At 42.1% G+C, this 26,816-nt stretch carries 25 protein-coding genes; 9 read left to right on the plus strand and 16 right to left on the minus strand.

Annotated features, from left to right (window positions below; all coding sequences use genetic code 11):
- Position 1: 1 nt before the first annotated feature.
- From BLT41_RS03595 to BLT41_RS03635, 9 genes are all read left to right on the plus strand, one after another.
- Entirely contained in the window at positions 2-997 is a 996-nt protein-coding gene (locus BLT41_RS03595) for a Gfo/Idh/MocA family protein (protein ID WP_092158312.1), read from the plus strand.
- Between the two features lie 5 nt (positions 998-1,002).
- Positions 1,003-1,965, plus strand: a complete 963-nt coding sequence (locus tag BLT41_RS03600; protein ID WP_092158314.1) for an NAD-dependent epimerase/dehydratase family protein — start codon at positions 1,003-1,005, stop codon at positions 1,963-1,965.
- Between the two features lie 88 nt (positions 1,966-2,053).
- Positions 2,054-3,172 carry a radical SAM/SPASM domain-containing protein gene (locus BLT41_RS03605; protein WP_092158316.1) on the plus strand — a complete coding sequence of 373 codons (1,119 nt, stop codon included), beginning with the start codon at positions 2,054-2,056 and terminating at the stop codon, positions 3,170-3,172.
- Between the two features lie 575 nt (positions 3,173-3,747).
- Positions 3,748-4,794 carry a glycosyltransferase family 2 protein gene (locus BLT41_RS03610; protein ID WP_092158318.1) on the plus strand — a complete coding sequence of 349 codons (1,047 nt, stop codon included), beginning with the start codon at positions 3,748-3,750 and terminating at the stop codon, positions 4,792-4,794.
- A complete protein-coding gene (locus BLT41_RS03615) occupies positions 4,791-5,636 on the plus strand; it encodes a hypothetical protein (RefSeq protein WP_092158320.1) in 846 nt (281 codons plus the stop codon). Before BLT41_RS03610 ends, BLT41_RS03615 begins: the two co-directional genes overlap by 4 nt.
- Before the next feature lie 27 nt (positions 5,637-5,663).
- A complete protein-coding gene (locus tag BLT41_RS03620; protein WP_092158322.1) occupies positions 5,664-6,650 on the plus strand; it encodes a lysylphosphatidylglycerol synthase transmembrane domain-containing protein in 987 nt (328 codons plus the stop codon).
- 201 nt (positions 6,651-6,851) lie between these two features.
- Complete coding sequence (gene rfbF / locus BLT41_RS03625; RefSeq protein WP_092158324.1) at positions 6,852-7,616, plus strand: glucose-1-phosphate cytidylyltransferase; 765 nt, start codon at positions 6,852-6,854, stop codon at positions 7,614-7,616.
- Positions 7,601-8,686 (plus strand): CDP-glucose 4,6-dehydratase, encoded by a 1,086-nt coding sequence (gene rfbG, locus BLT41_RS03630; protein ID WP_092158326.1) that lies wholly within the window; start codon positions 7,601-7,603, stop codon positions 8,684-8,686. The genes rfbF and rfbG overlap by 16 nt, the downstream gene beginning before the upstream one ends.
- Positions 8,686-9,609 carry an NAD-dependent epimerase/dehydratase family protein gene (locus BLT41_RS03635; RefSeq protein WP_092158328.1) on the plus strand — a complete coding sequence of 308 codons (924 nt, stop codon included), beginning with the start codon at positions 8,686-8,688 and terminating at the stop codon, positions 9,607-9,609. The genes rfbG and BLT41_RS03635 overlap by 1 nt, the downstream gene beginning before the upstream one ends.
- 74 nt (positions 9,610-9,683) lie before the next feature.
- Here BLT41_RS03635 and BLT41_RS03640 read toward each other — a convergent pair whose 3' ends face one another.
- From BLT41_RS03640 to BLT41_RS03715, 16 genes are read right to left on the minus strand one after another with little or no spacing between them, the layout of a single operon-like run.
- A complete protein-coding gene (locus tag BLT41_RS03640) occupies positions 9,684-10,547 on the minus strand; it encodes a polysaccharide deacetylase family protein (RefSeq protein WP_092158330.1) in 864 nt (287 codons plus the stop codon).
- Entirely contained in the window at positions 10,544-11,965 is a 1,422-nt protein-coding gene (locus BLT41_RS03645) for a capsular polysaccharide export protein, LipB/KpsS family (RefSeq protein ID WP_092158334.1), read from the minus strand. Before BLT41_RS03645 ends, BLT41_RS03640 begins: the two co-directional genes overlap by 4 nt.
- Before the next feature lie 25 nt (positions 11,966-11,990).
- Positions 11,991-12,776: an imidazole glycerol phosphate synthase subunit HisF gene (gene hisF, locus BLT41_RS03650; protein ID WP_092158336.1), complete on the minus strand. Its 786-nt coding sequence runs from the start codon at positions 12,774-12,776 to the stop codon at positions 11,991-11,993.
- A gap of 4 nt (positions 12,777-12,780) precedes the next feature.
- Positions 12,781-13,398, minus strand: a complete 618-nt coding sequence (gene hisH, locus BLT41_RS03655; protein WP_092158338.1) for an imidazole glycerol phosphate synthase subunit HisH — start codon at positions 13,396-13,398, stop codon at positions 12,781-12,783.
- Positions 13,399-13,400: 2 nt separating this feature from the next.
- Positions 13,401-14,606: an N-acetyl sugar amidotransferase gene (locus BLT41_RS03660; RefSeq protein ID WP_092158340.1), complete on the minus strand. Its 1,206-nt coding sequence runs from the start codon at positions 14,604-14,606 to the stop codon at positions 13,401-13,403.
- Positions 14,607-14,638: 32 nt separating this feature from the next.
- Positions 14,639-15,688, minus strand: coding sequence for a pseudaminic acid synthase (gene pseI / locus BLT41_RS03665; RefSeq protein WP_092158342.1), 1,050 nt, complete (start codon positions 15,686-15,688; stop codon positions 14,639-14,641).
- A 7-nt stretch (positions 15,689-15,695) separates the two neighbouring features.
- Entirely contained in the window at positions 15,696-17,222 is a 1,527-nt protein-coding gene (pseG, locus tag BLT41_RS03670; protein ID WP_170830300.1) for a UDP-2,4-diacetamido-2,4,6-trideoxy-beta-L-altropyranose hydrolase, read from the minus strand.
- Positions 17,209-17,979, minus strand: a complete 771-nt coding sequence (locus tag BLT41_RS03675; RefSeq protein WP_092158346.1) for a cytidylyltransferase domain-containing protein — start codon at positions 17,977-17,979, stop codon at positions 17,209-17,211. Before BLT41_RS03675 ends, pseG begins: the two co-directional genes overlap by 14 nt.
- Positions 17,980-17,987: 8 nt before the next feature.
- Entirely contained in the window at positions 17,988-19,310 is a 1,323-nt protein-coding gene (locus BLT41_RS03680; RefSeq protein WP_092158348.1) for an aminotransferase class III-fold pyridoxal phosphate-dependent enzyme, read from the minus strand.
- Positions 19,303-19,866, minus strand: coding sequence for a GNAT family N-acetyltransferase (locus tag BLT41_RS03685; protein ID WP_092158350.1), 564 nt, complete (start codon positions 19,864-19,866; stop codon positions 19,303-19,305). The genes BLT41_RS03680 and BLT41_RS03685 overlap by 8 nt, the downstream gene beginning before the upstream one ends.
- A 12-nt stretch (positions 19,867-19,878) precedes the next feature.
- Positions 19,879-20,781 (minus strand): aldo/keto reductase, encoded by a 903-nt coding sequence (locus BLT41_RS03690; protein ID WP_092158352.1) that lies wholly within the window; start codon positions 20,779-20,781, stop codon positions 19,879-19,881.
- Positions 20,782-20,784: 3 nt separating this feature from the next.
- On the minus strand, positions 20,785-21,936 hold the full coding sequence (pseC, locus tag BLT41_RS03695) for a UDP-4-amino-4,6-dideoxy-N-acetyl-beta-L-altrosamine transaminase (RefSeq protein ID WP_092158354.1): 1,152 nt from the start codon (positions 21,934-21,936) through the stop codon (positions 20,785-20,787).
- 9 nt (positions 21,937-21,945) lie between these two features.
- Positions 21,946-22,938 carry a UDP-N-acetylglucosamine 4,6-dehydratase (inverting) gene (gene pseB / locus BLT41_RS03700; RefSeq protein ID WP_092158356.1) on the minus strand — a complete coding sequence of 331 codons (993 nt, stop codon included), beginning with the start codon at positions 22,936-22,938 and terminating at the stop codon, positions 21,946-21,948.
- A 24-nt stretch (positions 22,939-22,962) separates the two neighbouring features.
- Complete coding sequence (locus BLT41_RS03705) at positions 22,963-24,654, minus strand: ABC transporter ATP-binding protein/permease (RefSeq protein WP_092158358.1); 1,692 nt, start codon at positions 24,652-24,654, stop codon at positions 22,963-22,965.
- Positions 24,655-24,681: 27 nt separating this feature from the next.
- Positions 24,682-25,641, minus strand: coding sequence for an NAD-dependent epimerase/dehydratase family protein (locus BLT41_RS03710; RefSeq protein WP_092158360.1), 960 nt, complete (start codon positions 25,639-25,641; stop codon positions 24,682-24,684).
- On the minus strand, positions 25,634-26,812 hold the full coding sequence (locus BLT41_RS03715) for a glycosyltransferase family 4 protein (protein ID WP_092158362.1): 1,179 nt from the start codon (positions 26,810-26,812) through the stop codon (positions 25,634-25,636). Before BLT41_RS03715 ends, BLT41_RS03710 begins: the two co-directional genes overlap by 8 nt.
- Positions 26,813-26,816 lie beyond the last annotated feature (4 nt).

Below are 26,816 nucleotides of genomic sequence, written 5' to 3' on the forward strand. Positions count from 1 at the left end.
CATGAAAGTAGCTGTAATTGGAACAGGTTCAATGGGTCAGAACCATGTTCGTTTATACTCAGATATACCCAATTGTGAATTAGTCGGCATAGCCGATCAAAATATCGAACAGACCGCAAAACTTTGCTCTTTATATGGTGGCCGAGCATATTCTGACTATCGGGATCTTATAGAAAAAGAAAAACCAGATGCTGTGACCATTGCTCTCCCTACTTTTTTGCACAAACAAGCGACTATGGATTGTTTGGATGCAGGAATAAACGTTCTAGTCGAAAAACCTATCGCAAAAACAGTTGAAGAAGCAAAAGAAATGATTGCTGAAGCAAAACGTGTTGGTAAGGTTCTTCAAGTTGGACATATCGAACGTTTTAACCCTGCCATTCAACAGCTAAAAGACCGGATAGCTGATGGACATCTTGGCAAAATTTTTACTATTCATTCACGTAGACAATCTCCTTACCCAGGAAGAATAACGGATGTGGGAGTTGCTAGTGATTTAGCTACTCATGAACTTGATATGATGCGAAATATTTCTCAATCTGAAGTAACGACTATGACTGCTGAAGTTTCAAAAGTCATGAATACTGATAATGAGGATATTGTCTTTGGCCTTCTTCGTTTCGATAACGGAATTCTTGGAATTCTTGATGTGAATTGGGTAACACCAACTAAAGTGCGCAAAATAACTGTTACAGGCGAAAATGGTATGTTTAAGGTGGATTATCTAAACCAAACTCTTTCTTTTTATTCTAACTTTGCTGCTGAGCAAAATGAAACAAAGAGCGAGTGGTTTAGAACAAAATTTGGAGTTTCAGAAGGCGATTACACAAGCTTCAGAGTTGAGAAGAAAGAACCTCTACGTGTTGAAATTGAGGCCTTTTTACAGTGTTGTCGTGACAATGATACGCCTCTTGTCACCGGTGAAGACGGTCTTGAATCGCTCGCATTAGCTCTTAAAATTGTTGAGTGCGGCAATAATTGTAAGTGCAGAAGGTAATATTTATGCGTCCTGAGATTAAAGGAAGTACTGTTCTGGTTACAGGTGGTGCCGGTTTTATCGGAAGCCATCTTGTTGATCGGTTGCTTGATATGGAAGCTAAAGAGGTTGTTATCATAGATAACCTTTTTCTCGGATCTGAGGATAATCTTCGCGAGGCCATTTCAAGAGGAGCAATTCTTTATAGAGACGATGCAGAGTTCAGTACTTCTCTCGAGTACATTTTTGAACGCCATTCTATTGATATTGTGTTCAACTGTGCCACTAAGGCTCTCAATTATTCTTTCATGAATCCATCAAATTCATTTGAGACAAATACGAAAGTAGTTCTGAATTTGCTTGAACTTCAACGCAAAAAAGTATTTTCAACTCTTTGTCATTTCTCAACGTCTGAAGTTTATGGAACGGCTGTCTACGAACCTATGGATGAAAAACATCCACGCAATCCAACGACCCTTTACGCGGCAGGAAAAGCTGCAGCTGATTTAGCTGTTGAAACGTATGTGCGCATGTATGATTTAGATGCTTTTATTATAAGGCCTTTTAATAATTATGGCCCTCGTCAAAATCATAAGGGTGAACTGGCCGGGGTGATTCCTCTTACTGTATACAGGGTGCTAAACGATATTCCGCTTGAAATCCATGGCGACGGCAATCAAAGTCGTGATTTCATTTATGTAACTGATACTGTCGAAGCAATACTCGCTGTCTATGGAAAGCTAGAGAAAGGTGAGTCTGTTAATATTTCGACCCATAATCAGGTTTGCATCAAAGAGGTAATTGAAACCATCGCAGATGCGATGGGTTATCAGGGTGAAATTTTACGAAAGCCAGCAAGAGGGTCAGACGTATACTGTCATAATGCCAGTAATGATAAGCTGATGGGCATGATTTCCTATAACCTTACTCCTTTTTCTGAAGGTTTGAAGAAGTCGATTGACTGGTATGTAGAGGTTATTAAGGGGTAGTCACTCCTTTTGTTTAGTATCTATTCAGATTTGTTAAGAAAAAAAATGTCGTTATATCTGATAAAGACTATGCGACTTAAGGTGAAATATGAAAATATCGTTTGGTAAAAAGAAGTCAGTTTTTATTCGCCGTTTTGGTAATATGGAGAAGCTCTCTTATCTTCTGACTGGACAGCATGTATTTTCAAAGCTTTTAAATATTGGTCTTTCTAAGTTAATGAGTAATTTTAAGTGGGCAGGATTTCTCCCATATTACCCTACTCAGATTTCAATTGAACCTACTATAGCCTGTAATTATAGGTGTCTAAGTTGTCCCCACGGAATGCCTTTAGAGGATAGAAAACAAGTTTTTCATCGTGATAAGTTTATGAGTCTTGAAAAGTATAAAAAAGTGATAGATTCAATTTGTGGAAAAACGTGGTATCTTTCTCTCACAGGCATTGGCGAAAGTTTTTTGCATCCAGAAATTTTTGAAATGATAGAGTATGCAGCCAACAAGGGAATGTTTGTTACGATTGAAACTAATGCTTCTGTCATGGATCCGGTAAGAGTAGCAGGTTTGCCTATACAATCTGTGCACCTTGCCTTGGACTGCATGAGTCAGGAATCATATGGCGAATACCGTATAGGTGGGCAAATTGATGTTGTTCGTGACAATATTATTGCTCTTTGCGAAGAAATTGAAAAATCAAATTCGGGTATGAAACTTCTTATCCGGTACCTCATAAACAAGTATACCGAAGATGAATTTGAAGAAGCAAAGTCTCTGGTTTCCAAGTATGACTTTGTAACTCTGTACAAAGGTAATTTTATAATTCCGCCGCCTGACTTTGAAACATTCAAAGTTAAACCTCAAGCCACAAGTGTGGAAAATTATGAGAAGTGGAAGCCTGTAAAGGATAGTAATTATGATAATTACCAATTAGATCCTACTACAGGGCTTATGCGAGATCGTTCTTATTTTAATGAGTTTACCGGTGGGTGTCCTGGGGTATACTCTGGAGCTTATATTAATTCTGATGGTGAAATGTTTCCCTGTTGTGTAGCTGCACCGTTTACTCCCAAGGAATTGAGCTACGGAAACGTGTTTGAGGATGATTTCGGAGCTGTCTGGAATGGTAAGAAGGCAAGGACCTTTAGACGAAAGTATAAGGCCGCTGCCGGTAATTATGGTTATTGCAGTGAGTGTTCGAGCAGTAAAATATAGTTAAATATTATATTGTGCCGTTCTAATATAGATTGATGGTTTTAGATTATTACCATTGGGCTGTGAGCTTAACCTCACAGTCCTTTTTATGGGTGATGTTTGGAGTAATCATGTGCAAACTAAGGTGCGGTCTTTTTGAGTTTTATATTTCGAGATATTCTTGCAGCATTTATTTACTTCGGTGTAAGTTTTTTAATATGTGAAAAATCTTGTTTTACGATTCCATTTGTCCTTTCAGCCATAGCGTTTTGGTAGCAATCATTACCGCCCGTCATAGAAGGTATTATTCCTGCTTTTTTGAGTTTATGTAATCCTCTCTTATAACAATCCCAGGGAAGTTAAGTCATTTGATAATCCCCTGAAATTTTTTCTTCCGATTAGTATTGAAGGATGAGAAATGTGCTGAGGTTGACTTGTTAATTTTTATAGTCCAAATTGATTAAGTTTTATATAAGAGGGTAATCTTGCTGACTAATGGCTTTCATGGTCATGCGCTTGTCTATGAGATTATGAAGTGGGCGTGGGCTGATCTGTAATCTGATTACAGTGGATATATATCAAAGGGAACAGTATCGATGAATGATGGTAATAATTCAAATGAAGGCAGGAAAAGACTTATTTCTTTGGTTTTTCCTGTTTTTAATGAAGCAGAAAATATTCCTGTACTTTTAAAAGAGGTTCGACGAGCCATTGAGTGTATCTCCAAGCGATATGAGTTTGAATTCATTTTTACTGACAATTGTAGTTCTGATGAGACATTCAAGCTTCTCGCTGAAGAAGCAAAGAGAGATAGGCGTATTCGGGTTTTTCGGTTTTCAAGAAATTTCGGTTTCCAGCGTTCAATTCTGACAGGCTTCTATAAAGCCCGTGGAGATGCTGCGATTCAACTTGATGCGGATTTGCAGGACCCTCCCTCAATGATACCGCAGATGATTGAGAAGTGGGAAGAAGGTTACGACGTTGTTTACGGGATTAGGGTTAAAAGGGATGAGTCCTGGCTTTTGGAAAAAACCCGTAAGCTGTATTATCATATTGTCCATGTTGCCAGTGAACAGCCATTACCGCGTAATGCAGGAGATTTTCGTCTTATCTCACACCGGGTTCTGACTGTCTTAAGATCATTACATAATGGAACCCCGTATTTGAGGGGAACAATTGGTGAGATCGGTTTTAGGCAGTGTGGTATTGAGTATGATCGAGCTCAACGCAGTGCCGGTGAGAGTAAATTCAAATTGCGGGCCTTAATGAACTTTGCTTTGGATGGCATTTTTCATCAATCAGTTCTTCCATTACGTATCTCTGCTTATTTTGGTTTTTTTCTTTTTGCATTAACTTCCGGGGGTGCTTTATACTATCTTATCCGGTATGCCGCAGCCTCCTCTGATTGGCCTCCTGGGTTTGCAACTTTGGTCCTGCTTCTTTTGGTTACACTTATGACCAACGCTGTTTTTTTTGCAATAATTGGAGAGTATATTGGTAGACTTTACAAATCTACCAAAGGGTTCCCGATAACAATTATTGATGTAAGCATAGATCCTTACTGTGAAAATGGGGCAAAATGTTCGGCTGAATCAAGGGCAGTAAATATTATTGATCCAAATTTCGGGAAAAGTGATTTATGAATGTAGTAACAGGTATGCATAGAAGTGGTACCTCCTTTATTTGTCAGGTTTTAAACTCTTTGGGTGCAGATTTCGGAGAGAGTGAGAAACTTTTCAGGGCAGATAAATTTAACGCGAAAGGTTACTACGAAAATATTGATTTTGTAGATGTTAATAATAAAATGGTGCTGGGATTGGGCACTGATTTTGCTAACTGGCAAAAAGAAAGTAACTCAAAACCTTTAATCCGGATGTTTAGAAATATTATTTCTGGAAAATTTAAATATTTGTTTCAGCCCAGTCTTAATAAAATTAATTCACGAGCTGACAGTCTAAGTGAGAAAATGGATCTTTTAGGACAGGAATATTTTGATCTCTGGGTTAAGGATCCCAGATTTTGTTTGACTCTTAGGTCCTGGCGCAAATTCACATCTGTAAATAAGGTCGTATTCTGTTTTCGTAACCCTTCGGGAGTGGCTTTTTCTTTGAAAAAAAGGGAACATCTTCCGTTGTCAGTCGGGTATTCTTTCTGGAATTATCATACATTGAATTTTTTTCGTGAGCTTCCTCCCGGGACGAAGGTTCTTCTGGTAAATTTTGATTATTTTTTTCATGAGCAGCATCAGGAAGAAGCTTTTCGTAGGATAGGCAGGTTTGTCGGACTGGATGAGGATGATAAAAGAATTGCCGAGTTGCCTTCAATTTTGGATATTCGGCTGTGGAATAAGCAAAAAGCCCTTCCGGACATGCCTGCAAAGTCTGAAGCAGCCTACAAAGCTCTGCTGTCACTTTATAGCAACTCTGAATCGGCTACAATGTTCGATGAAGGTTTACGTGAATTTTCTCTTTTACGAGAACTTTAGCGGCAAACGGGAATATTGTGAGAGGAGATGTTGTCTAACTTTGCGGTAAAAAAAGATGTGATCCGATTTCTTGTTAAAATACTGTCAATCTTGTTTATTGTCTGGTTGTGCTTTGCCTTTCGTAGTAAACTGCCCTCGGCTGAAGTCTGGAGATCTGTTTATTCTCAAGAGTTTCGCAGCGCTGGTTTTCATTTTATACTTTTGTTTTCTTTGGCTCTTTTCCTTCGCAGTATTCGTTTTGGGATACTTTTCCATCTCTGCGCATTTGTCAGCTTAGCAAGGTCAATTCTCCTTTTTCCATGGATATTTACCGTAGGTGCATTCACCCCTTTTCGACTTGGTGAAGGAGTCCGTTTGCTGTGGGTAAACAGGTTTGGAGGGAGCAAGTCACTGGCTTTGGTATATTTTTTTGCAGAGAGGTTCTCTGATCTGCTTTGCCTGCTTATAATCTTGCTGGTGGGCAGTTATCGTTTTTTAAGTTTATCAGAGTACTCCGCAGAAATTTTTTGCTTTATGCTGGCAGTTGTGCTCGCCGTATATTTAATTATTTGGAAATGGCACGATTTTATGGCGGAGTTGGCATATTCTCGTTTTGAAGGGCGATTTGGTAAAGTTCTTGGTGATTTTCTGACCGGATTCAATTACATGAATAATTTCCCCTTGCACATGAGTGTCCTGTTGCTGACCATTGCTATCTGGGTTATTATGATTACTGCTTTTTTTTGCATGTTTAATGCAACTTTGAGGCTCGATGAAACCCTTCCAGCTGCGGCTTTGACGTTGGCGTCTGTTAATTTGGCGGGGTTGTTCTCATTTATTCCGGGAAACACAGGCAGCTACCATTTGGCTGCCTTGGGTTCTTTGAGTGCTTTCGGGGTGCAGGTAGAAATTGGAATTGTGACTATCACAGTCATGCACGGATTGAATATTTTGACTACGTTTTTCTGGGGAGTGTTAAGTAGGTTAGCCATGTTCTTCATGGTCAATCAGAGTATTGACTCGGCACATGACTGATTGCTCTGCGTAAAGGAGCGGACATTTTATGACTATCCTAATATCGACCTTGCTGGTATTAGCTGTAGTGTATTTCAATGTGATTAAAGCTACAGATGGCTGGTAAAGCCAGTGCCTTTTGTTTTTGTGTTCTAATCATTACATAACCTGCTGGCTGCCAAGCGATATGGGTTATAAATTATATTGTAAGTAGGAAAACTTATGAAGACAGTATTGCTAGCTGGTGGATATGGTACAAGAATATCTGAAGAGAGTGCCACTCGTCCTAAGCCTATGGTGGAGATCGGTGGGAGGCCTATTCTTTGGCATATCATGGAGATGTATGCATCGCATGGTTATAATGATTTTGTTGTTGCTTGCGGCTACAAGTCTGCATATATCAAACAGTATTTTTCCAGTGTTACCCAGCAATTAAATAATCTGAGCATTAACCTTGGGACCGGGGTGATTGAAACTATCGGTAAACATGCTCCGGACTGGAAGGTTACGTTAATGGATACCGGTTTGAATACAATGACAGGAGGCAGGCTTCGTCGTCTGGCCCCTTATTTGGATTCAACTTTCATGGTTACTTATGGGGATGGTGTAAGTAATGTTGATATCACTAAGCTGGTAGAGTTTCACAAGTCTCATGGCAAGCTGGCCACAGTGACTGCTGTGCGTCCTCCTGCTCGCTTCGGAAGTCTTATTCTCGATGATAGCAAGGTTAAGTGTTTTTCAGAGAAAAACCCGGTTTCTGAAGGCTGGATCAATGGGGGATTTTTTGTTCTTGAGCCCGAAGTATTGGATTATATTAGTGGTGATGAAGTTCCTTTCGAAACAGATCCGTTGAGCAATTTATCAAAGGACGGACAGTTGATGGCTTATCTGCACGATGGTTTTTGGAAGTGTATGGATACATTACGTGATAAGGTTCAGTTAGAACAAATGTGGCAGAAAGGAGATGCACCATGGATGCTGCGATAGAAAGTCTTAACTCGGCACCTTGGTATGCAGGAAAGCGTGTCCTAGTTACCGGACATACAGGGTTTTGCGGTTCGTGGTTGAGTCAGTGGCTAATCCGTGAAGGGGCGTTTGTCACTGGGGTGGCGTTGGAGAATGACAGTCCTCATGCTCTTTACAAGGTCCTCGGTCTGACTGGAAAAATGGATTCAACTTTGGGAGATATCCGGGACCGTGGGGTAATTGCGGATGTTTTTCAAAGAAGTCGCCCGGATATTGTTTTCCATTTGGCAGCTCAACCCCTAGTGAAGCTTTCATATGAAGATCCAGAGGAAACTTTTGAAAGTAATGTCCTGGGGACATTGAATATTTTGCGGGCAGCGCACAAGGTTGGCACGGTAAAGTCCTTTGTGAATATAACAAGTGACAAAGCGTATCAAAATAATGAGTGGTGTTGGGGATATCGCGAAAATGACCGTATCGGCGGGCATGATCCGTACAGTTGTTCCAAGGCGTGTGCAGATTTGTTGGCAACTTCTTTTCACCTTTCTTACTGTCAGAGTGATTCGGCAATGAGCTTGGGAACTGCCCGTGCTGGTAATATCATAGGTGGCGGGGACTGGGCACAGGACCGAATTATCCCTGATATCTGCCGGGCTGCTATTGAAAAAAAACCGGTGGTTTTGCGAAATCCTCAGGGTGTGAGGCCCTGGCAACATGTGCTGGAACCCCTGCGGGGATACATGGCTCTTGGAAAGGCTTTGTATGAAGGCAGATTCAAGGGAGAGGCCTTTAACTTTGGCCCTGGAAGGGAAAGCTCGTGTACTGTGGATGAGTTGACCAAAGCTATGCATCGGTTGATTGGAGGAAGCATTGAATATAATGTTTCACCGGCGGCAGTGCATGAAGCAGGGCTTTTGACTCTTGATATTGCAAAATCAATTTCCAGATTGGGCTGGAAGCCTGTTTTAAAGATCGAAGAGTCGTTACAATTAACCGCAGAGTTTTATTTGGCGCAAATGGATTCTCCTGAAAAGGTTCCGTCTATGCTGGATAGTCAAATTGAATATTACTGCAACAGGTTGTCTGAGTGATGAACTTTCTTGTTACTGGTGCAACCGGCATGATTGGGAGAAGGGTTGTCCGCATTCTTGTTGAATCCGGAGACAAAGTGATAGCTCCGATAAGAAGTGTCAGGAAGGCTCAAGACTGTTTTAATGATTTAGGTGACGGCATTTTATTCGTTGACTGGAATACTGAAAATATTTCTAATCTTTTGAAGGATGTTGAGGATCTGCATGTGATTCATTTGGCGGCTCCGGGGGTGATTCCTGGTGAGCGTAATTGGGATAATTTAATTGAAGGGGCAGTATCTCTTAGTGTTCAGACAGTTCTAGCTTTGAAAAATGCATCTACAAAATGTTTTATTCATACTGGGAGCTGCCTTGAATATGGACCTTCCGCAACGATGACAACTATACCTGAAACACATTGTCTTGACGGGCTTTGCGATTATGGGGCCGCTAAAGCTGCTTCTTACCTCTGTGCTAAGGCTGCAGCAAGTAAGGTTGGTATCCGGTTTATATGCGCAAGGCTTTTCGGTGTTTACGGCGAAGAAGAAGCTCCGGGGCGGCTAATACCTTATCTTGTGAGTAAGCTCAGAAACGGTGAAGAAGTTGATTTGACTCTCGGCGAGCAAGTGCGTGATTTTCTTTACGTAGACGATGCTGCGAAGGCTTTGATTGAACTTGCCCGTAATGCAGAATGCCTTGAACATAGTGTTTATAATGTTTGTTCTGGAGCAGGAATTCAAATTTGTGATATGGCACTTAAAATTTCTAAGGCCGTAGGCGCAGATAATAGTTTGCTCAAATTCGGAGCACGTCCATACCGAGAAGATGAGCCTATGTATATAGTTGGTGATAATAAGCGCTTGCAGGATTCTTTGGTTTGGAGTCAGTCCTTTAGCATTGACGAAGGACTCAGGCAAACCGTAACCAGACTTCTTCAGAAGTAGTTGAACATTTATTTGAGCTGTTTCTAGGCAGTATTCATAATTATAGTATTAGTTTTTTAATCAGGCTGTTGTCGTTAAAATAAATCACAGTACCGGATTGTTTCTATTCCAGTTTTTTTCAAACACGAAATAATTCTTTCCAACTTATTATTTTCAACTATATCATATGGATCAAAGTAGTGAGTCAGGAATAAGCAGTGTTCACTGACGACTTTTATGGTTTTTTTGAATTCGTCCACAAACAGGTCATCATCACCCAGAAAGGGATTGTCTTTGCGTAACATGTTCCATGAATCAAAAATAGCTAATGGGAAGTTGAGACTGCATCCAGTGGGTATTTCTGTTATTCCATGAGAGTGAATGGAAGGCGCACCGAATCCCTTATAGCCGCAAGCGGCGGTAGAACTGCTGTACTTGTATCCGAGTTCTGCAAGTATGGGATAGACTGATTCAGTATGCAGATTGCCGTAATGGGGCGTTCTGAAGCCGATAGGGTCTATTCCTAAAATGTTATGGTAAATCTCGTGGGCTTTTTCGATTTCATCTTTTTGTTCTGCGTAGGTCAGTTTGTTAAAATACCTGTCCGGCGCCCAGTGTGGATTATCCGGATGGGTGTACGAGTGGTTAATAATTTCATGTCCATCGTCTACAGCTCTTTTGTGGATGTCAGGATATTTCTCAACGAACTTACCTATAACAGCAAATCCTGCCTGAATGTCGTGCTTTTTCAGTGTATCAAGCAGGTACGGAAATGCATCAATATCCTTTTCAAAGTCGAAATCAAACGTGAGGGCGTAGGCCGCGGTGCCAAGCGGATTTTTTTGTTTACTCATGAATTTGAGAAAAAAATCAGCCGGTGCGGTTTTGTGGATAACAGTTCTCGCTAAAAAGGCTGCATAGCGATTTTGGTAAGTCCTTAAGAGTGGCCCCCAAATCATTTTAAGGCTCCAGATTCATAGAGTTCTATTTCATCATCAAGAGCTTTTGCCATGATTTTTCCAATTCCTTTACCAAGTTCGAATTCTTCTGGAGTCTCAAATTGCGGGTGTTTGTATGTTGCCTGATGCATTGCAGCAATAAAGTTAATTTGTTCAGCTTCCTTGCTCTTAATTTTTTCCAGAGCATCCCATACTTCACGAGGGCTGTTTGCTTTAACGGTATTTCCGCAAATATTGAAATATGGTTTTCCAAGGCAGATAACAGGAACTCCGGTTGCAATGCTTTCTAGTCCAGGGCTTGTGCCGGTTGCCACTATAACTGCCTCGCTTCTGGTTATCAGGTTGCGAGTAGGAAAAGAGGGTGGAAGCAATACTACATTAGGTAGTAAGTTAAGTTCTTTGTAGAAGCGGGGACCTCTGTTGCCATAGCAGGCAGGATGTTCTTTCACCGCAACTGTATATCCATATTTTCCGTGTATTGCGATTTGTTCAATCAGATATTCCTGATCCGCAAACTCTGGAACTTGAGAGCACATGGATGCTTCTGGTGTAAGTTGTAAAAAATATGAGACAATTTTAGTGTCAGGAAGATTTTTTGAAAAGTATTTCGCTGACAAGATTCTGTTTTTCAACTTAATTGTTGCCGGAAGAAAAGATTCTCCGTTAAAAACTCTTTTTATTTTATTGCATATTTTTGCAACAGGAACTCGATTGATGATTTTCCCCAGATTTGTATGGTAATCGTCATATTTCGTCTTAGGTTTTTCATGTTTGTACTGCGCAACTGTTTTTTCAGCCCAGAGCAGAGATTCTTTGGACAGTTCACACGAGGTTAATGTGTGTTCAATTCTTGGACTTCTTCTGTACTGTCCTGTTGCAATTCTGAGGCGGAGTTCGCCTCCGAGTGATTCGACACTGTGTTCAAAAGCTTTTTTGATCATTCCTTGTTGTGCCATAGCATTGATAATCATTGAGTCAATTAAATCTAAAGTTTCATAGAACGCATATTTTATACTGTATTTATTTATTATTTCAGAAATGAAATTGTAATCTAAGTAGAGTCTTTGAGGAATGTGTTCATTTGGAAAAGCATGGACGTGAGCCGCCCCGTATCTGCTTACGAATTTTCTGTATAACAGATAGTTCACATTAAACTCATAGCAGTTTATTTCTAATTCTTTTTCTATTTTTTTGATGGATTCAAGCTGTGATGGGGTTACATTTTTACATGCAGCTTTAAGTTCTTCAATGCTTAAGGAAGACTCAATGCTGATATTGTCAATTTTAGAATAGATCTCATGATTAATTTGATTTGTAATAACAACAACATGATATTTGTCTTTGAGGATGTTGATTGTATCTATGAACATTGGATCACGTCTGCCACGGCTCAAAAATAGAATTGCTGGTTTGGTCATAGATCAAAGTCCTGCTTTCGGAATATTATGTTAATATGCGGATTGGTATTCCGGCATTTTTGATTTGAGAACGAGTTTGCATGGGGTTTTCATCTTTCATGCAAAAGTAAGTTCCGGCCGAAACCGCAGAAGCGTTTCCTGCAATAAAACCATCAATGAAGTGCTGAGCAAGTCCGCAGCCTCCCGAAGTGATTACGGGGATTGATACAGCGTCAGAAATATTTTTAGTCAACTCAATATCAAGCCCTTTGCGCGATCCATCGCGACTGATGGAAGTAATGAGAATTTCTCCCGCTCCTAAGTTTTGTCCTTGAATAGCCCACTCAACTGGATCGAGACCTGTATTAACGGTTCCGCCGCGTGTCCAGACTTCGTACTTTCCCGCAGAGTTGGTCTTTGTATCGATGCTCAAGACCACGCATTGATCACCAAACATTCGGGCTGAATTAGTTATAAATTCAGGATTATCAACTGCAACCGTGTTGATGCTGACTTTATCTGCTCCATTTGAAAGCAGAACTCTGATGTCTTCAAGGGTTCTTATTCCTCCACCTAGGGTGAAAGGCATGAAGATTTCTTCAGCGGCAGTTCTGGCAACTTTTGCCAGTCTTTCAATTCCTTGCTTGCCTGCTCTTATATCTATGAAAATAAGTTCGTCAGCAGCCTGTGCTTCATAAATTTTAGCTTGTGAAACAGGATCGCCGATTTCTAATGTTTTATCAAAGCCGACCGTGATAACCAGAACCATCTGCTCAGGATTAAATGAGCTTGGCATCATTTGCAGCTTAGGTATCAATCTTTTTTTCAGCATATATTTAAGGAGTCCATTCCAAGAAGTTTTCTAATACTTTTAATCCGTATTCCTGACTTTTCTCGGGGTGGAATTGTGTTGCGAAAATATTGTCCTTTCTAACTGCAGCAGTGACTTTTCCGCCATATTCACAATAAGCGTCCACGTCTTTTTCGTGATCGCAACGCATGAAGAAAGAGTGGACGAAGTAAAAGTCCGGATTAAGAGGAAGCCCTTTAAACAAAGGGCTGTTCTTTTTAAATGTCAGTGAGTTCCAGCCGACGTGAGGGATTCTCAGGCTTGCATCGGAAGGGGCAAGTTTTATAATGTCAGCATCAAGCCAGCCAAGCCCGTTGCATTTGTCATGCTCTTCACTTGATCTGGCTAAAGCCTGCATACCTAGACATATCCCTAGAAAAGGCTTCTTTTCATTGAAAACAGCCTGTTCAAGGGTTGGAATAAGTCCTGATTTTTTGAGATTGGACATCATGTCTCCGAAGGCTCCAACGCCGGGGAGTATGATTCTCTCAACGTCTTTCAGGCTGTCCGGAGATTCACAGATGATGACATCTTCACCGCACATTTCTACCGCATTGAAGACTGAGAGCAGGTTGCCCATTCCATAGTCTACGATTCCGATCATTTTTAGTCCTGTGTGTGACGTTTACGCCAGCGGGCCATTTGTTCGGAAGCATATTCTTTAGGCATTTCACCGGCTTTGGACCATGAATCGAAGTCGGAAGTTTTCTTTCCGGGCTTGTCGCTTGCTGGATCGTGTTTGTATGGAGAAACGCCGTGACTAAGAGCCACTTCATAAAATTCTGCTTCACTCAGTCCGATGTGAGTCAGGAAAAGTTCAAGAGACGGTGGTTTATAGCCTTCGTACTTACGAACAATTTCCATTGCTTCTTCACGAGAGATACGGTTGTTTCGAACATCAATAGTCGCAAGGTGTGATGGGCGGGTGTAGCCACGTTTAATAAATTTTATGTAATCGCGAACGCCCTGAAGGTAACACTCAATTTTTTCATATCCGTATCCCGGCGGAACGTTCTCAACCTCATCACCCTGCCAGCCAAGATCGTCAGAGATAAGCTTAGAGTTGGCTTTAACATCCCACGGGATATACGAGCCGAGACAGACGGATCTGTATTTTAGTTTTCTAAGTTCTTTGAGAGGAGGATAAGTATAAGGTTTGAGATCACGTTTATCCACGGCTCCGTTAAGTCTAACGTACATATCTTCGGCTGATATTCCGAGATTTACAAAACGGTTGAATCTTTTCTCATCAACTTCTTCAGCCTGATCGTAGCTGTAGTAAGCTGTGTATTCTGCTGATGGTTCGCCCCAGAAAATAAGAGGAATTTTCTTTTCGAGAGCTATCCACATAGGATAGGCGAAGATTCCTGTATGGCAGTGCCAGCAAAAGTCACCCTTGTCGAAAAAGCTCTGAAGCATAAGTTTCTGCACTATGCGCCAGTTTGGAGTGAAGGTTAGCACATCAACACCCAGTTCACGGATGGTCTTCATAGTGTTTTCATGAAGATTAGGGCGCAGGAAACCATGGTCAAAGCGGACAACAAGTGGTTTTAATCCGTATTCTTTAACTAGATAGTGGAGTGTATATGTGCTGTCTTTGCCGCCGCTGAATGGTACGAGGCAATCGTAATCACCCTGACCTTTGTATGTAGAAACCAGTTCATCCAGATCTTTTTTTCTGGAAGTCCAGTCTATTTTTTCTTCTTTGAATTCGTTCTGGCGACAAATATTGCAAACACCTTTTTCATCAAAGTGTATGGTCTCATGAGTTTCAGGGAGTACACATTGGGTACAGCGTTTAAGTTCGGTCATTTTTTTTCTCCGTTAGTTAGTGGAGTTGAATGTCAGGAAAGTTTATCCCAGCTTATGGGAGTTCCTAACCGTATGTCGTTAAGGGCTTTTTTGCCCATGATTTCTTCAAAGTGGCGAGTGTGCAATCCGTAACCGGGGCGTACACATTTAATATTATCAGCAGAGAGAGACTCACCTTTGAGAATATCTTTGCATGCAAAAATAGATTTTCTAAAAACCCTTCCGGCTTTTTCTTTTTCGGTTATCTGGTATTGCACTTTTCCCAGAGCTTTTTCAGCATTACGTATTGAAACTACCATTGCTTTCAGCTCTTCAGCTTCAAGAGAGAAAGAACTGTCAGGTCCGCCGTCTGCTCTGGATTTTATGAAGTGTTTTTCAATAACACAGGCCCCTAAAGCCACAGCTGTTATTGGTATTTCAATTCCGAGTGAATGATCGGACAGGCCGCATGGAACTCCAAATGTCTCCTGCATATTCATAATAGTATGCAGATTCATGGACTCAGGAGGAGCCGGATAGGCACTGGTGCATTTCAATAAAATCAGATCCGTTCCGCCCGCTTGGCGAAATGCGCTTACAGCTTCATCAATTTCCGAAAGAGTTCCCATGCCTGTGGACATGATTACAGGCTTACCTGTTGCGGCCACTTTTTTGATTAAAGGAATGTCTACAAGTTCAAAAGAGGCAATTTTGTAAACAGGTACGTCCATTTCTTCTAAAAAGTCGACAGCCGAGTCATCGAACGGAGTCGAGAAAAAATCAAGTCCAAGATCATCCGCAATCTTTTTAAGTTTGGGTTGCCACTCCCATGGGGTGTAGGCTTTACCGTAAAGAGAATGGAGTGTTTGTCCTTCCCATATGGTTCCCTTGCCTATTTTGAAAAATTCATTGTCACAGTCCAGTGTGATGGTATCCGGCGTGTAGGTCTGTATTTTAATCGCATCTACGCCGCATTCCTTGGCAATATTAATCAATTCAACCGCGGCATCAAAGTTCTGGTTATGATTGGCGGACATTTCGGCAATTATATATGTCGGATGTCCGGTCCCGATGGTCCGGTTGTTTATTATTACTTGTGACATCTTATCCTTACTCCTCAGGCATACCTGTGAATTTCATGACCACGCTTTCAGATCCGTTTACGGCAATTTTCCCGGTAATTATATAGCCTGCTTTCTGGAAAGATTTAATTGATGCAATATTATCTTCCTTAGCTTTGGCTATGATCTGTTTAGGTTCTTTTTCTTTTATGAGTCTTAAAGATGCGCTTCTGATAAGTTTTGCGCCGGCACCTTTACCTCTGCAATTTTTTGACACAAGTACGTGAGCTTCGTAGTTTTTGCCGATATTTTCGAAGCGAATCTGTCCGATATTCTGCCCTGATCCATTTTCAGCAATCAGGTATATAAACTCTTCGTCAGCTAAACGTGATGTGAACCATGCGTCGTGTTCTTCGGGCTTAATGGGAGCCTGATTATATGACCATTTTCTGGTTTCGGGATCATTTATCCATTCAAATATTTGGTCCCGGTCTTCGTATGTAGCAGGACGAAGGATGACAGCTTCCTGCATGGCAGAAATAATTCTTTGAACGCCGTTTCCGTCAATTAATTTTTTTGCGGATTCGGCAAGAAGTTTCATTCGGGCGGGAGCATCTAAAAGTTTTTTTATAGTTTCAGAAACAGTAGATTCTTTAAGTTCGTCTGCATTTCCAAGATTGATAGCCGCATCTGCTTTTGCCAGTCCGTTTGAAAGTTCTTTTTGGTTTTCAGCTGTAACTATAACTATCATCGGAACTGACATAGCACACATTTCCCAACAGGAACTGCCTCCTGCCGTGATTGCCAAATCACTTTTTGAAATTTGTGAGGACATATTTTTTACGTCCACAAGGACATCCACATCCAGTGAGCTGTTATCAACGAACTCAGTGATGGATTTTACGTGCGGGTTGGCAGGTCCAAGGATTGCCGACACTTTCAGGTCTGGTCTTTTCAGGGCTTCAATGGCTCGCAGAGTGGAAAGTGTTACGTTTCCTGCATCAGCTCCACCCATTGTGATTATTATACGAGTTTTTTGCTCATCCAGGGAATGACTTGTGTCATTTCTGAATTCATCTCTGAGCATTGCGTAGCTTGTCCCGGCAAGGATGCGAGTTTCTTCGTTCGTTTTGTAGCTAATATTTTCTGCACCAATGTTCTGGTTCAGAATCATGCCTGCACAGTATTCATTAATATGGTGATAGTCATCAATTACCAACAGGCGAGGAAAATTTTTCCAGATTTGTTTTTGATGGCCGGTCGTCAGGCTATAGTTATCAAGAACAATCCAGCTTCCTGTAACTGTTTTTTGAGCGTAATCGAGCACTGCTGAAATTACTGAATCAGTTGAACTGTCGGCTGAAAAAGAAATATGTTTCAGGCCGAAATCTTTAATTCTTTCGAGTAGTGACTTTCCCTCAATCCTTCCGATCAGAATTGCCGAACCTCCGCAATGAATCCATTCCTGTGCAAGAGCAAGGCATCTCATAACATGGCCTACTCCAATGGATGGGCCTGCATCAGCTTGGATGATCAAGGACTTGCCGGAAAGATTAATCAGGCTATTTTGCGTCATAGGACTTTTTTTCATCAGCCAAAGATTTAACTAACCCTTCGTTGCGGGCTATGTGTGCGTTGGTCGCAAGCATCTCGGGGTTGTTTTGTAATAACTCAATTACATCCTGCATTTTAAACAGCGGATTACGGAGATAGAGGTGCTCAAGTATAATCTTGATTAGCTCAAAATCTTCCCTGTTGTCCACGGTCCAGCGCAGGTGAGAATTATCTGTGGAGTTTTTCCACGATCCTATTTTGAAGTCATCGGGGTTGTCTTTGACATAAAGAGTCACATGCTCACGCTGAGACGGGCGAGTTGCTTTAGCATGCACCTCTTCAAGAGCTTTCATGCTTATTATCTCGGCATCAAGCCCGTCCGGCAAAGTCGGTTCAAGACAATTGAGGGCGTAGTCATATCCTCCGGCGAAATAAAAGTCTGCCAATTCATCAAGCAGGTCGGGATCGATGAGAGGGCAATCTCCAGTCAATCTCATGAGATGCTTGCCGCCGTATTGCTGGGCTGTTTTGAAAAATCTGTCCAGCACATCGTCTTCGGAACCACGGAAAACCTCAACGCCGAGCTTGTTTCCAAGCTCAGCGGTGGGATCATCCTCTTTATTGACAGTTGTGGCCAGCACGATAGATTCCACGCAAGAAGCTCTTTGCACCCTTTCAATCATATATTGAAGAAGAGGTTTTTCGAGAACAGGCATAAGAATTTTTCCCGGCAGGCGGGAAGATGTCATGCGTGCTTGTATGATGGCTGTGATTTTCATGGTTTTGCCTAGGTGAGCCTTTTGAAGCCGGAGCCGGAGGGGCGACCTTCCATTAGGGATTTAACCGTGTCATTTTTACAGGCATCTGCGATTGTGCTGAAGCTTTCGTCTACCGCTTCAAGATAGCGGCTGACATCCTCAAGGGTGTGCGCCAGCATCGGGTAGTAAATTGTAGAAGCCAGAAATCCTTTGTCGCGCATCAATTGGACAAAAAGAGATTTGACTGAAAGAGGCTCTTCCGTTTCAAAAGAGAAGTGGCTTAAAGGGTATATACCCCCTACATGTACGGGGATTCCGTTTTTATCGGCAACAGCCTGCCAGCCTTCCTGTACTTTTTGTCCAAACTCTAAAAGGTGTTCGTGTGCATTAGTTCTTCGGAATTTAGCGATAGTTGCCAATGCTGCGGTCGGACCTATTTTCTCAGTCCAGTTGGTGCTGCTGACGAAAGTTTTTTGAGCAGCTTCCATCACTTCACGTCTACCTATGATGGCAGCCATGCAATAGCCGTTACCCATAGCTTTAGAAAAAACAGCCATGTCAGGTTCACAGCCCAGTTTTAAATGGCCTCCACCTGCGCAAATTCTAAAGCCTGCAGAAATTTCATCAAATATGAAAACAGCCCCGGTTTTGCGGGCTAATTCTTTTATCCGTTGTAGAAATCCGGGATCAGGGTCGATGTTTCTGATTGGTTCCATTACAACGGCGGCAATTTCGCTACCGTGCTCAGCGATAATTTTTTCCAGTTCTTCAGGCTTGTTGTACCCGAATGGAAGAGCTGTTCCCGCTAACTGTGAAGGGACTCCGCTTGGATCCAGACCGGGGATGAGATGTTCACCCAGTGCGTTGTCGGTTCCGACGTTTGCAGCAAGATACCAGTCGTGCCAGCCGTGGTAACCGCAGAATGCGATTTTATCACGTCCGGTTGAGGCGCGAGCAATACGCACCGCGACAGTCATAGCTTCTCCGCCTGTGCGGGCGTATCTGGCCATGTCTGCCCAGGGGTGCAGTTCGCAAAGAACTTCTGCCAGTTCGATTTCTTCCGGGCAGTTGAGCGAAGATGCGACTCCGTTGGAAATAGCTTTAATTACGGCTCCATCAACGTCTGGGTCGTTGTATCCCAATACACACGCTCCGATTCCTGAGATACTCATGTCGGTGTATTCGTTACCGTCGAGATCCCATATTTTAGAGCCGGACGCTTTGCTGTAGTAAGCAGGCCATACACCCATGGAAAACATGTCCGGACGTTTAGACAACAATTGTGTCATACCGGGGATACGTTTTTTTGCCTTTTCCTGAGCTGCCAGCGACAAAGAGAATTTACTATTCATTTTCGTAGTTCGGATTAATAAGTCCTAGTTTGATGCAGTTTACGAAATTACCATTATGCCGAAAGTGGTCCTTGAGTGTTCCTTCAATTACAAAACCATTTTTTTCAAAAGTTCTTATTGAAGCAGAATTACAGGCGTAAGCGCCTGAAGTCAGCTTATGGATTTGCAATTGATTAAAAGCGTAGTGAACAACTAAACCTATGGCTTCCGATGCGTATCCTTTACCCCAACAGTCCCTTTGTCCAATCAGAATTCCTATCTCTGCAAAAGAATGGAGGGCGTTGATCGGTCCGAGCCTGATATTACCTACATGGCGATTCCCTTGTTTTTCGCAAATCGCAAAAAGAATATTGGCGGGGTCGCTGATCATGCTGGTGACAAAAGACGCAATGGATTCCAAGGTTTGTTCTGAAAAGCGGGATTCAAGAAAAGTCGTTATTTCTTTATCATTCATCCAACGGAGGTATTCTTCATTTACATCCGCCGGAGTTATCGGGCGAAGGTAGAGATTCTTCCCGTTGATGCGATTTTTATTTGTTTTATCCAGAGTAATCATGGCAGCAGTCTTTTATTTCCAGAGCACAGGGTTAATGACTTTTTCAGGCACAGAATCAAAAATATGTCTGACTTGATTAACAAGGTCCTCAGGTCCGTCTCCGAGCCATGCTTCCATGTTTTCAGTAATTTGTTCAGGAAGTTCAGCCCCGACAAGTATTTTTGCATGTGGATATGCCTGAGCGGCGTATTTTAGAGCGAGTTCGTGGATGCTCAGGCCGTTATCACTTGCCAGCTTTGTAACAGCCTGAATGAAGGGACTTGCAAAGATCATATGCTTTGGAAGGTTTTCCAGAGGCATAAAAAAGAGTCCCTGCAAGAAGACGCTGCGGACATAAAGAGTTTTTCCAAGCTGTGCCGCTTTTTCAAAAACTCCTGCCCGCTCAAATCGACGATCAAGAATGTTTGATGGAACTTGAATAATGTCTATGCCCTCAGTGTTCAATGCCTGAAGAGCCTTTTCCGTTGAGTATACTGAGACTCCGATGTATTCGGCTAATCCGTCAGCTTGGACTTTTTGTAGTTGTTCGCCAAGTCCTTCGTCCCACTCAGAAAGCTGGTCTTCTTTATGGAGCATGAATCCATAAAAGGACTTAATTTTAAGCCGCTCCAAGGATTCCCGTATTAATAGTTCAACAGTTCCTTTGCCCAGAAGGGATTGTTCAGGAGAAGGTTTACTTATAATTTTTGCTTTATCGGACAGGCCGAGGTTCTGTAGACTCTTACCGAGAATAATCTCGCTTTCGCCATAGATCTGAGCCGTATCAAATTCTCTTATGCCGCCTTGCCAGGCTTTGGATACGATTTCATCGGCAAGAGACTGATTCGGTTTTCCGGAAGTATTGGCAATTCCGTAGCTCATACCGAGTTGTACGGTGCCGAGTACAAGTCTGTTTGAATCAGTTAGGGAGGACATTTTTTAGAAGACTCCACTAGTTGATGCAGACTTAATTATGTCAACGACATGGTGCACATCAGAGTCTTCCATTGTCGGGAACATCGGTAATGAAATTATTCCCTTGTATGCTTCTTCTGCAACAGGGCACATGCCTTCGTGAGTACCGAAAGTCTTCTGGTAATACGGATGTAAATGGACAGGAATATAATGCACCTGAACTCCAAGTCCGTTTTCACGAAGATGGTCAAACAATGCCTTGCGCTTAGATGTGCAGTCAGAACCTTTCAGCCTGATTACGTACAGATGATAAGCGTGATTGGCTCCGGGTCTAAGGCCCAAAGGTGCTAATTCTTTTATTCCCGCAAATTCGGCAGCATAGAGAGCGGCTATTTCCCGTCTTCTTTCTACCCATTGTTCAAGCTTTTCAAGTTGACTTAGTCCCAGCGCACACTGGAAATCTGTGAGTCTGTAGTTGAACCCGAGGTCTTCCATTTCATAGAACCAGCCGTCCCGCTGTCTGAAATCAGCAGTGATTCCATGATTGCGGAAAATGCGCATACGTCTGTCATATTCAGGATTATCGGTAACGGCCATTCCGCCTTCGCCCGTGGTCATGTGTTTGACCGGGTGAAAGCTGTAAAGTGAAATGTCCGCAAGAGAGCCGACCATTTTACCGTTCAGGTTGCCTCCAATGCTATGACAGGCATCGGCGGCAAGGAATAGACCGTGTTTATCTGCAATGGTTCTAAGCGCGTCATAGTCGCAGGGCTGACCAGCATAATCTACGGCAATAATCCCCTTGGTCTTCGGGGTTATGAGCTGTTCAACTTTTTCAGGAGAGAGCAGCAGCGTATCCGGATCAACGTCGGCGAACACAGGAGTTGCGCCCATATATGCAACGCAGTTTGCCGAAGCAGCAAAGGTCATAGGAGGAACAATAACTTCGTCCCCCTCTTTGACTTCAAAGGCATACATAGCGGCGTGCAGAGCGGCTGTTCCGCTGTTCACAGCAACGCCATGCGCAACATTGGAGAGCTTGGCAATAGCCTGTTCGAACTCAGAGACCTTGGGGCCGGTGGTGAGCCAGCCGGAAGTGAGGGCGTCAGCAACAGCTTTCAAGTCGTGTTCGTCTATAGACTGACGTCCATAGGGTATTTTTTTGGGGTTACCCATAATTTTTCTCTATTTTTCAATCTGAAGGGTGGAGATCATTTCTAAAAGATTTTCGCCATTGATCCATTCAGTGTTTTTATCAGAACTGTATATAAATTCTTCTTCAACCGGTTTTCCACCGATCTGGTCATATTTATTTCTCATGAACTCTGAATCAGGTTTAATTACATAGTAGTTTCCAAATTCTGCGGTATTTCTGGAGTCATCTGCGGAGATCATTACTTCATGAAGTTTTTCGCCGGGGCGGATTCCGATATGTTTAATTTCGCAATCAGGGCCCATTGCTTTGGCAAGATCTACCATGTTCATGCTGGGGATTTTCTGAACAAAAATTTCTCCGCCTACCATTCTTTCAAACCCATCAAGAACAAAGTTTACGGATTGTTCAAGAGTTATCCAGAAACGGGTCATGCGGGGGTCTGTTATGGTCAGGACTCCGGTTTCTTTCTGTTTAAGGAATAAAGGAATAACACTTCCGCGACTTCCGACAACGTTGCCGTAACGAACAACACTGAACAGGGTTTCGCCGTCGCCTGCGTAGAGATTACCTGCTACAAAAAGCTTATCTGAACAAAGCTTTGTAGCTCCGTATAGATTTGCGGGGCTTACGGCTTTATCTGTGCTGAGTGCGATAACTTTTTTAACACCTGTATCAATGGCGGTGTTGATGATGTTTTGTGCACCGAGAACGTTGGTCTTGATTGCTTCAAAGGGATTGTATTCCGATGCGGGAACCTGCTTCATGGCAGCGGCATGAATGACGTAGTCTACTCCTTTGAATGCGCGCTGTAGTCTTTCTTTATCCCTTACGTCGCCGATAAAATAACGCATACATGGAAATTCTTTAGTGGAAAATTTGCGTTCCATTTCATATTGTTTAAATTCGTCACGGCTGTATATAATGACTCTTTTAGGAGAGAACTTCTTTAAAAGCATTTCAGTACATTTATGCCCGAAAGATCCAGTTCCGCCAGTGATCAGAATACTTTTATTATTAAACATTATTGCTCCTTAAGAAATAGGGTTCTATGTTGTGACAAGGCTGATGCCTTTATTGTCGATTTTATATACTTTGTCGCACTGCTTTATTGTCGAAAGCCTGTGCGCGATTATTATCAGAGTTTTATCTTCACTGACTTTGAAAATACGTTGCATAATCTTTCCTTCAGTCTCTTTATCCAACGCCGATGTTGCTTCATCCAGAACCAAAATGTCAGGCTCTCCGTATAAGGCTCTGGCAATGGCTATTCGTTGTTTCTGTCCTCCGGATAGCTGTGCCCCGTTTTCACCCACCTGAGTATTGATTCCGTTGTGCTTATTTAGGAACGTGGTCAATTCAGCCTTATCCAGCGCGTTTATAACTTTTTCTTCATCATATGTGCGTCCAAAGGTCACATTTTGCGCCACGGTTGAGTCGAATAAGTAGATGGATTGCGGGATATACCCAATTTTCTCTCGCCATGAAAGAAGATTTTTCTCTGTCAGAGGGATATCATCTGCTGCAAATTTTCCGGAAAAGGAGGTGTACATCCCGATAATAATATCGGCTAAAGTGCTTTTGCCTGCGCCGCTTTCACCTATGAATGCAATCTTTTCACCTTTTTTAATGGTGAGATTAATATTTTCCAGTATGACGTTTTCATCATATTTGAATGACAGGTTGTTCAGTGTAATATTCTTATTATATGTGAGAGGTGCAGACCCTAGTTTATGTGTGTCTATCTGGTAGTCCGCAAGCACGAGTTCCAGTGTTTTATTGTAGTAGATCATGTTGTTGTAGCCGCTTAGGATTCTGTTCACAGAAGGAAGTAACCGGTACATTGCCAGAGCATAAAGCGAGAGGATCGGAATAATTTGTTGCACTTCCATATTATAGTGGATGGCACAGATAATGGCGGCAATGAGTAAAGAAAATCCGATGCATTCGAGGGAAAGGCGAGGGATTGTATTATAAGTGGCGTTCATTATTGTGGCATTTGTAAGTCCTCCGCCTGCCTTGTCCAGAGATTTGATAGTCGAATTTTCGCAGGAAAGAAGTTTGATGAACTTTAAATTTCCAAAGGATTCATTGATTACTCTGTAAAAAATTTGTTGAAATTCGTTACGTTTAAGTCCTTCTTTTTTAATCAATGTTGAGACTGTTTTGATTAAAAAAAGAACCATTATTCCTAGAAAGCCTGTAATTGCTAGAGTTATTTTGTAGTTTACAACTAAGAGAGTCGCGTACAGAAATGTCGTAACAAATATTTCTGAGATAACCAGCAGGAGGGAGTAGTAGTAAGCGCCTGCATATTGTGCTTCGGAAACAAGATTTTTGGTTAGGTCGGAAGTATTTCTCTTCATCATATCTTGATATTTGATATGCATGTAGTTGGAGAACAGCTTCGTTGAAATTGAACGGAATACGCCTTGAGAGAATTTTTGAATAAGGTAGGTGTATCCGAGATTCATGAATCCGCGCGCAAAGTAGAATCCGATAAGTGCTATGCCGAAGCAAAGGACAAAGGTTCTGGGTTCAGTAAAGTTCAGAAAGCTGTAAACATATCTGTAGTACTCATTTGAGTGTACGAGATTGAAATCGTTAGCAAGTGTAATAAACGGTAAAATTGCAGAAATTCCAACGGTTTCAATGCAGGAAATTACTATTGATACAAAGGCCAGCATAATCATTTTTTTGCGCTGTGATTCGCTTAATATGGCAATGATAGTTTTAAACATTATTTGTTTTTAACTCCTGCTGCCTTTTTATTCTTCAATCTTATAATCATTCATATACCAATCAACAGTCTTTTTAAGGCCGACTTCCAGTGGTACTTCAGGGTCATATTTTAGTATTTTGTAAGATTTTGAAATATCAGAGAGGCGGTCTTTTACTGCGTCCCAGTCGCGTCTTTCAATGAATACTATTTCAGAAGAAGAGTTGGTGTATTTAATGATCAGCTTTGCAAGATCAATGATCTGGGTGGGTTTTCCGGTTCCGCCGTTGAATACGTCACCATTTGTAACTTCAGATGTTGCTGCCAGAGTTAAAAGCTGAGCGGTGTTGCCGACAAAGGTGAAGTCTCTGGTTTCCGTACCGTCTCCGGTGATATTAAGAGGCTCGCCTTTCATTGCGCGCACAATGAAATTAGGAATGACGTTACGATATGCACCGTGCGGTTCATATGGGCCGTATGTGTTGAAAACCCTTATGGATACACAGGGTAGTGAATACATGGACGCATAATATTTTACGTACAGTTCGGCGGTGTATTTGTTGATGGCGTATGGGGTTTCATGCGGGTAGATATAGTCATCTTCGCGCATGATAGCCGCGTCTCCGTAGACGCATGAAGATGATGTGTAGACGAACTTTTTAAGTTCAGTATTTTCTTTACATATTTCAAGCAGGTTCATTGTTCCGATGATATTTGCCTGAACATCTTTGAACGGGTGATCCACTGAGTTCTGATTCGCAAAATGGGCTGCGAGATGAAAAACATAGTTCGGCTTGAATTCTTCCATCACGGACCGATATGATTCGATTTTACCGATATCGGAATTATGAAAAATAATGCGCTCATCGTCAGGAAGATAATTCTTATAACCTGAAGAAAGGTCGTCGAGAACCAGAATTTGTCCGACTTCACAGCGAAGCAGTCTTTCAATTAAATTCAGGCCGATTGCTCCGGCTCCACCAGTTACAAGAATTTTGGCATTATTCATCTATCAAAGCCTCACGTAATTTTTCGTAGTTATTATTCATGTCGTAGAACTCTTTGCAGCCCTCTTTGAGAGTGGAACCGTCGGTATTTCCGAGCCGTCTCAGCAGCGCTGCTATTGCCGTAACATCTGAACTGTCCGCAATGAGCAGGTCTTTTTGAATCTTTCTAATAATGTCGGTTGTTGTGGAAGAAAGCGGAGTGAGTGCCGCAACCGGCTTTCCTGCTCCGATATAATCCGCAAGCTTAGATGGGAAAAATGGTGAATTATTCAGAGGTGCATCGATTACCAGCAAAATGTCAGCATCGGAAAGCACCTGAATGGATTTCAAATATGGAATAGGATCAAAAATTTTAATCAGATCAGGACACTTCTCGTGAGCCAGCTCTCGTTCGTCATCTTTCATGCGTCCGTAAAAATGAAATTCCAGATTTTTAGGTTGAACCTGTTCAATAGCTTCAATAAGTGGAATGACTGAGCGCAGTCCGTAAATGTTTCCTGTATGAGCAACTATTTTTTTGCCACTGCCAGATTCTTTTCGGCTGTAAAGCTCGGGATCAAAGACATGAGGCAGAACTCTTATTTTTGAACTGTCGGCTTTAAGTCTGTTAACAAACATGTCGCGGGTTTTTTCAGAGGTAACGGTAATTTTGTCGACCTTTGAAATTATGCCTGATTCAAGACCTTTGTTGATCTTTCTCTGGAGTCCTGTTCTGTAGGATATGTATGGATTCATGGTCCATGGATCGGAAAAGTGTGCGGTCCAGTGGATTGTCTTAATAACCTTTTTTACCTCAAATCCAGCCAGATGGTTAACCAGAGGAGTTGAGTGTGTGTAAAGGTTTTCGATTTTAAATTCTGATATAATTTTAAGCGCAGCTTTTACGGCAGGAAATTTCCACCAGAGTTTGCGGTCGGTAATTTCAAGTCCGCCGCAAATGTAGTGCAGTGCTTTTTCCGCGGGCAGCTTATTAACCCTGTGGATGGTCAGGTTTTCGTGCTCGCGGTTAAGCGTCGGGTCAATGAATTCGAAATCAGGATTATCACAGGCGGTCAGCACATGAACGTTGTGCCCTTTCTGAGCCAAAGCAATAGCTCTGCGTTGAACCTGAATTGATTCCGGCGACAGAATCGGCGGGAAATCATATGCTATAAAAAGTATAGATTTTTTCATGAGT

Origin of the sequence: Maridesulfovibrio ferrireducens, from assembly GCF_900101105.1 — a bacterium.
Lineage (GTDB): Bacteria > Desulfobacterota > Desulfovibrionia > Desulfovibrionales > Desulfovibrionaceae > Maridesulfovibrio > Maridesulfovibrio ferrireducens.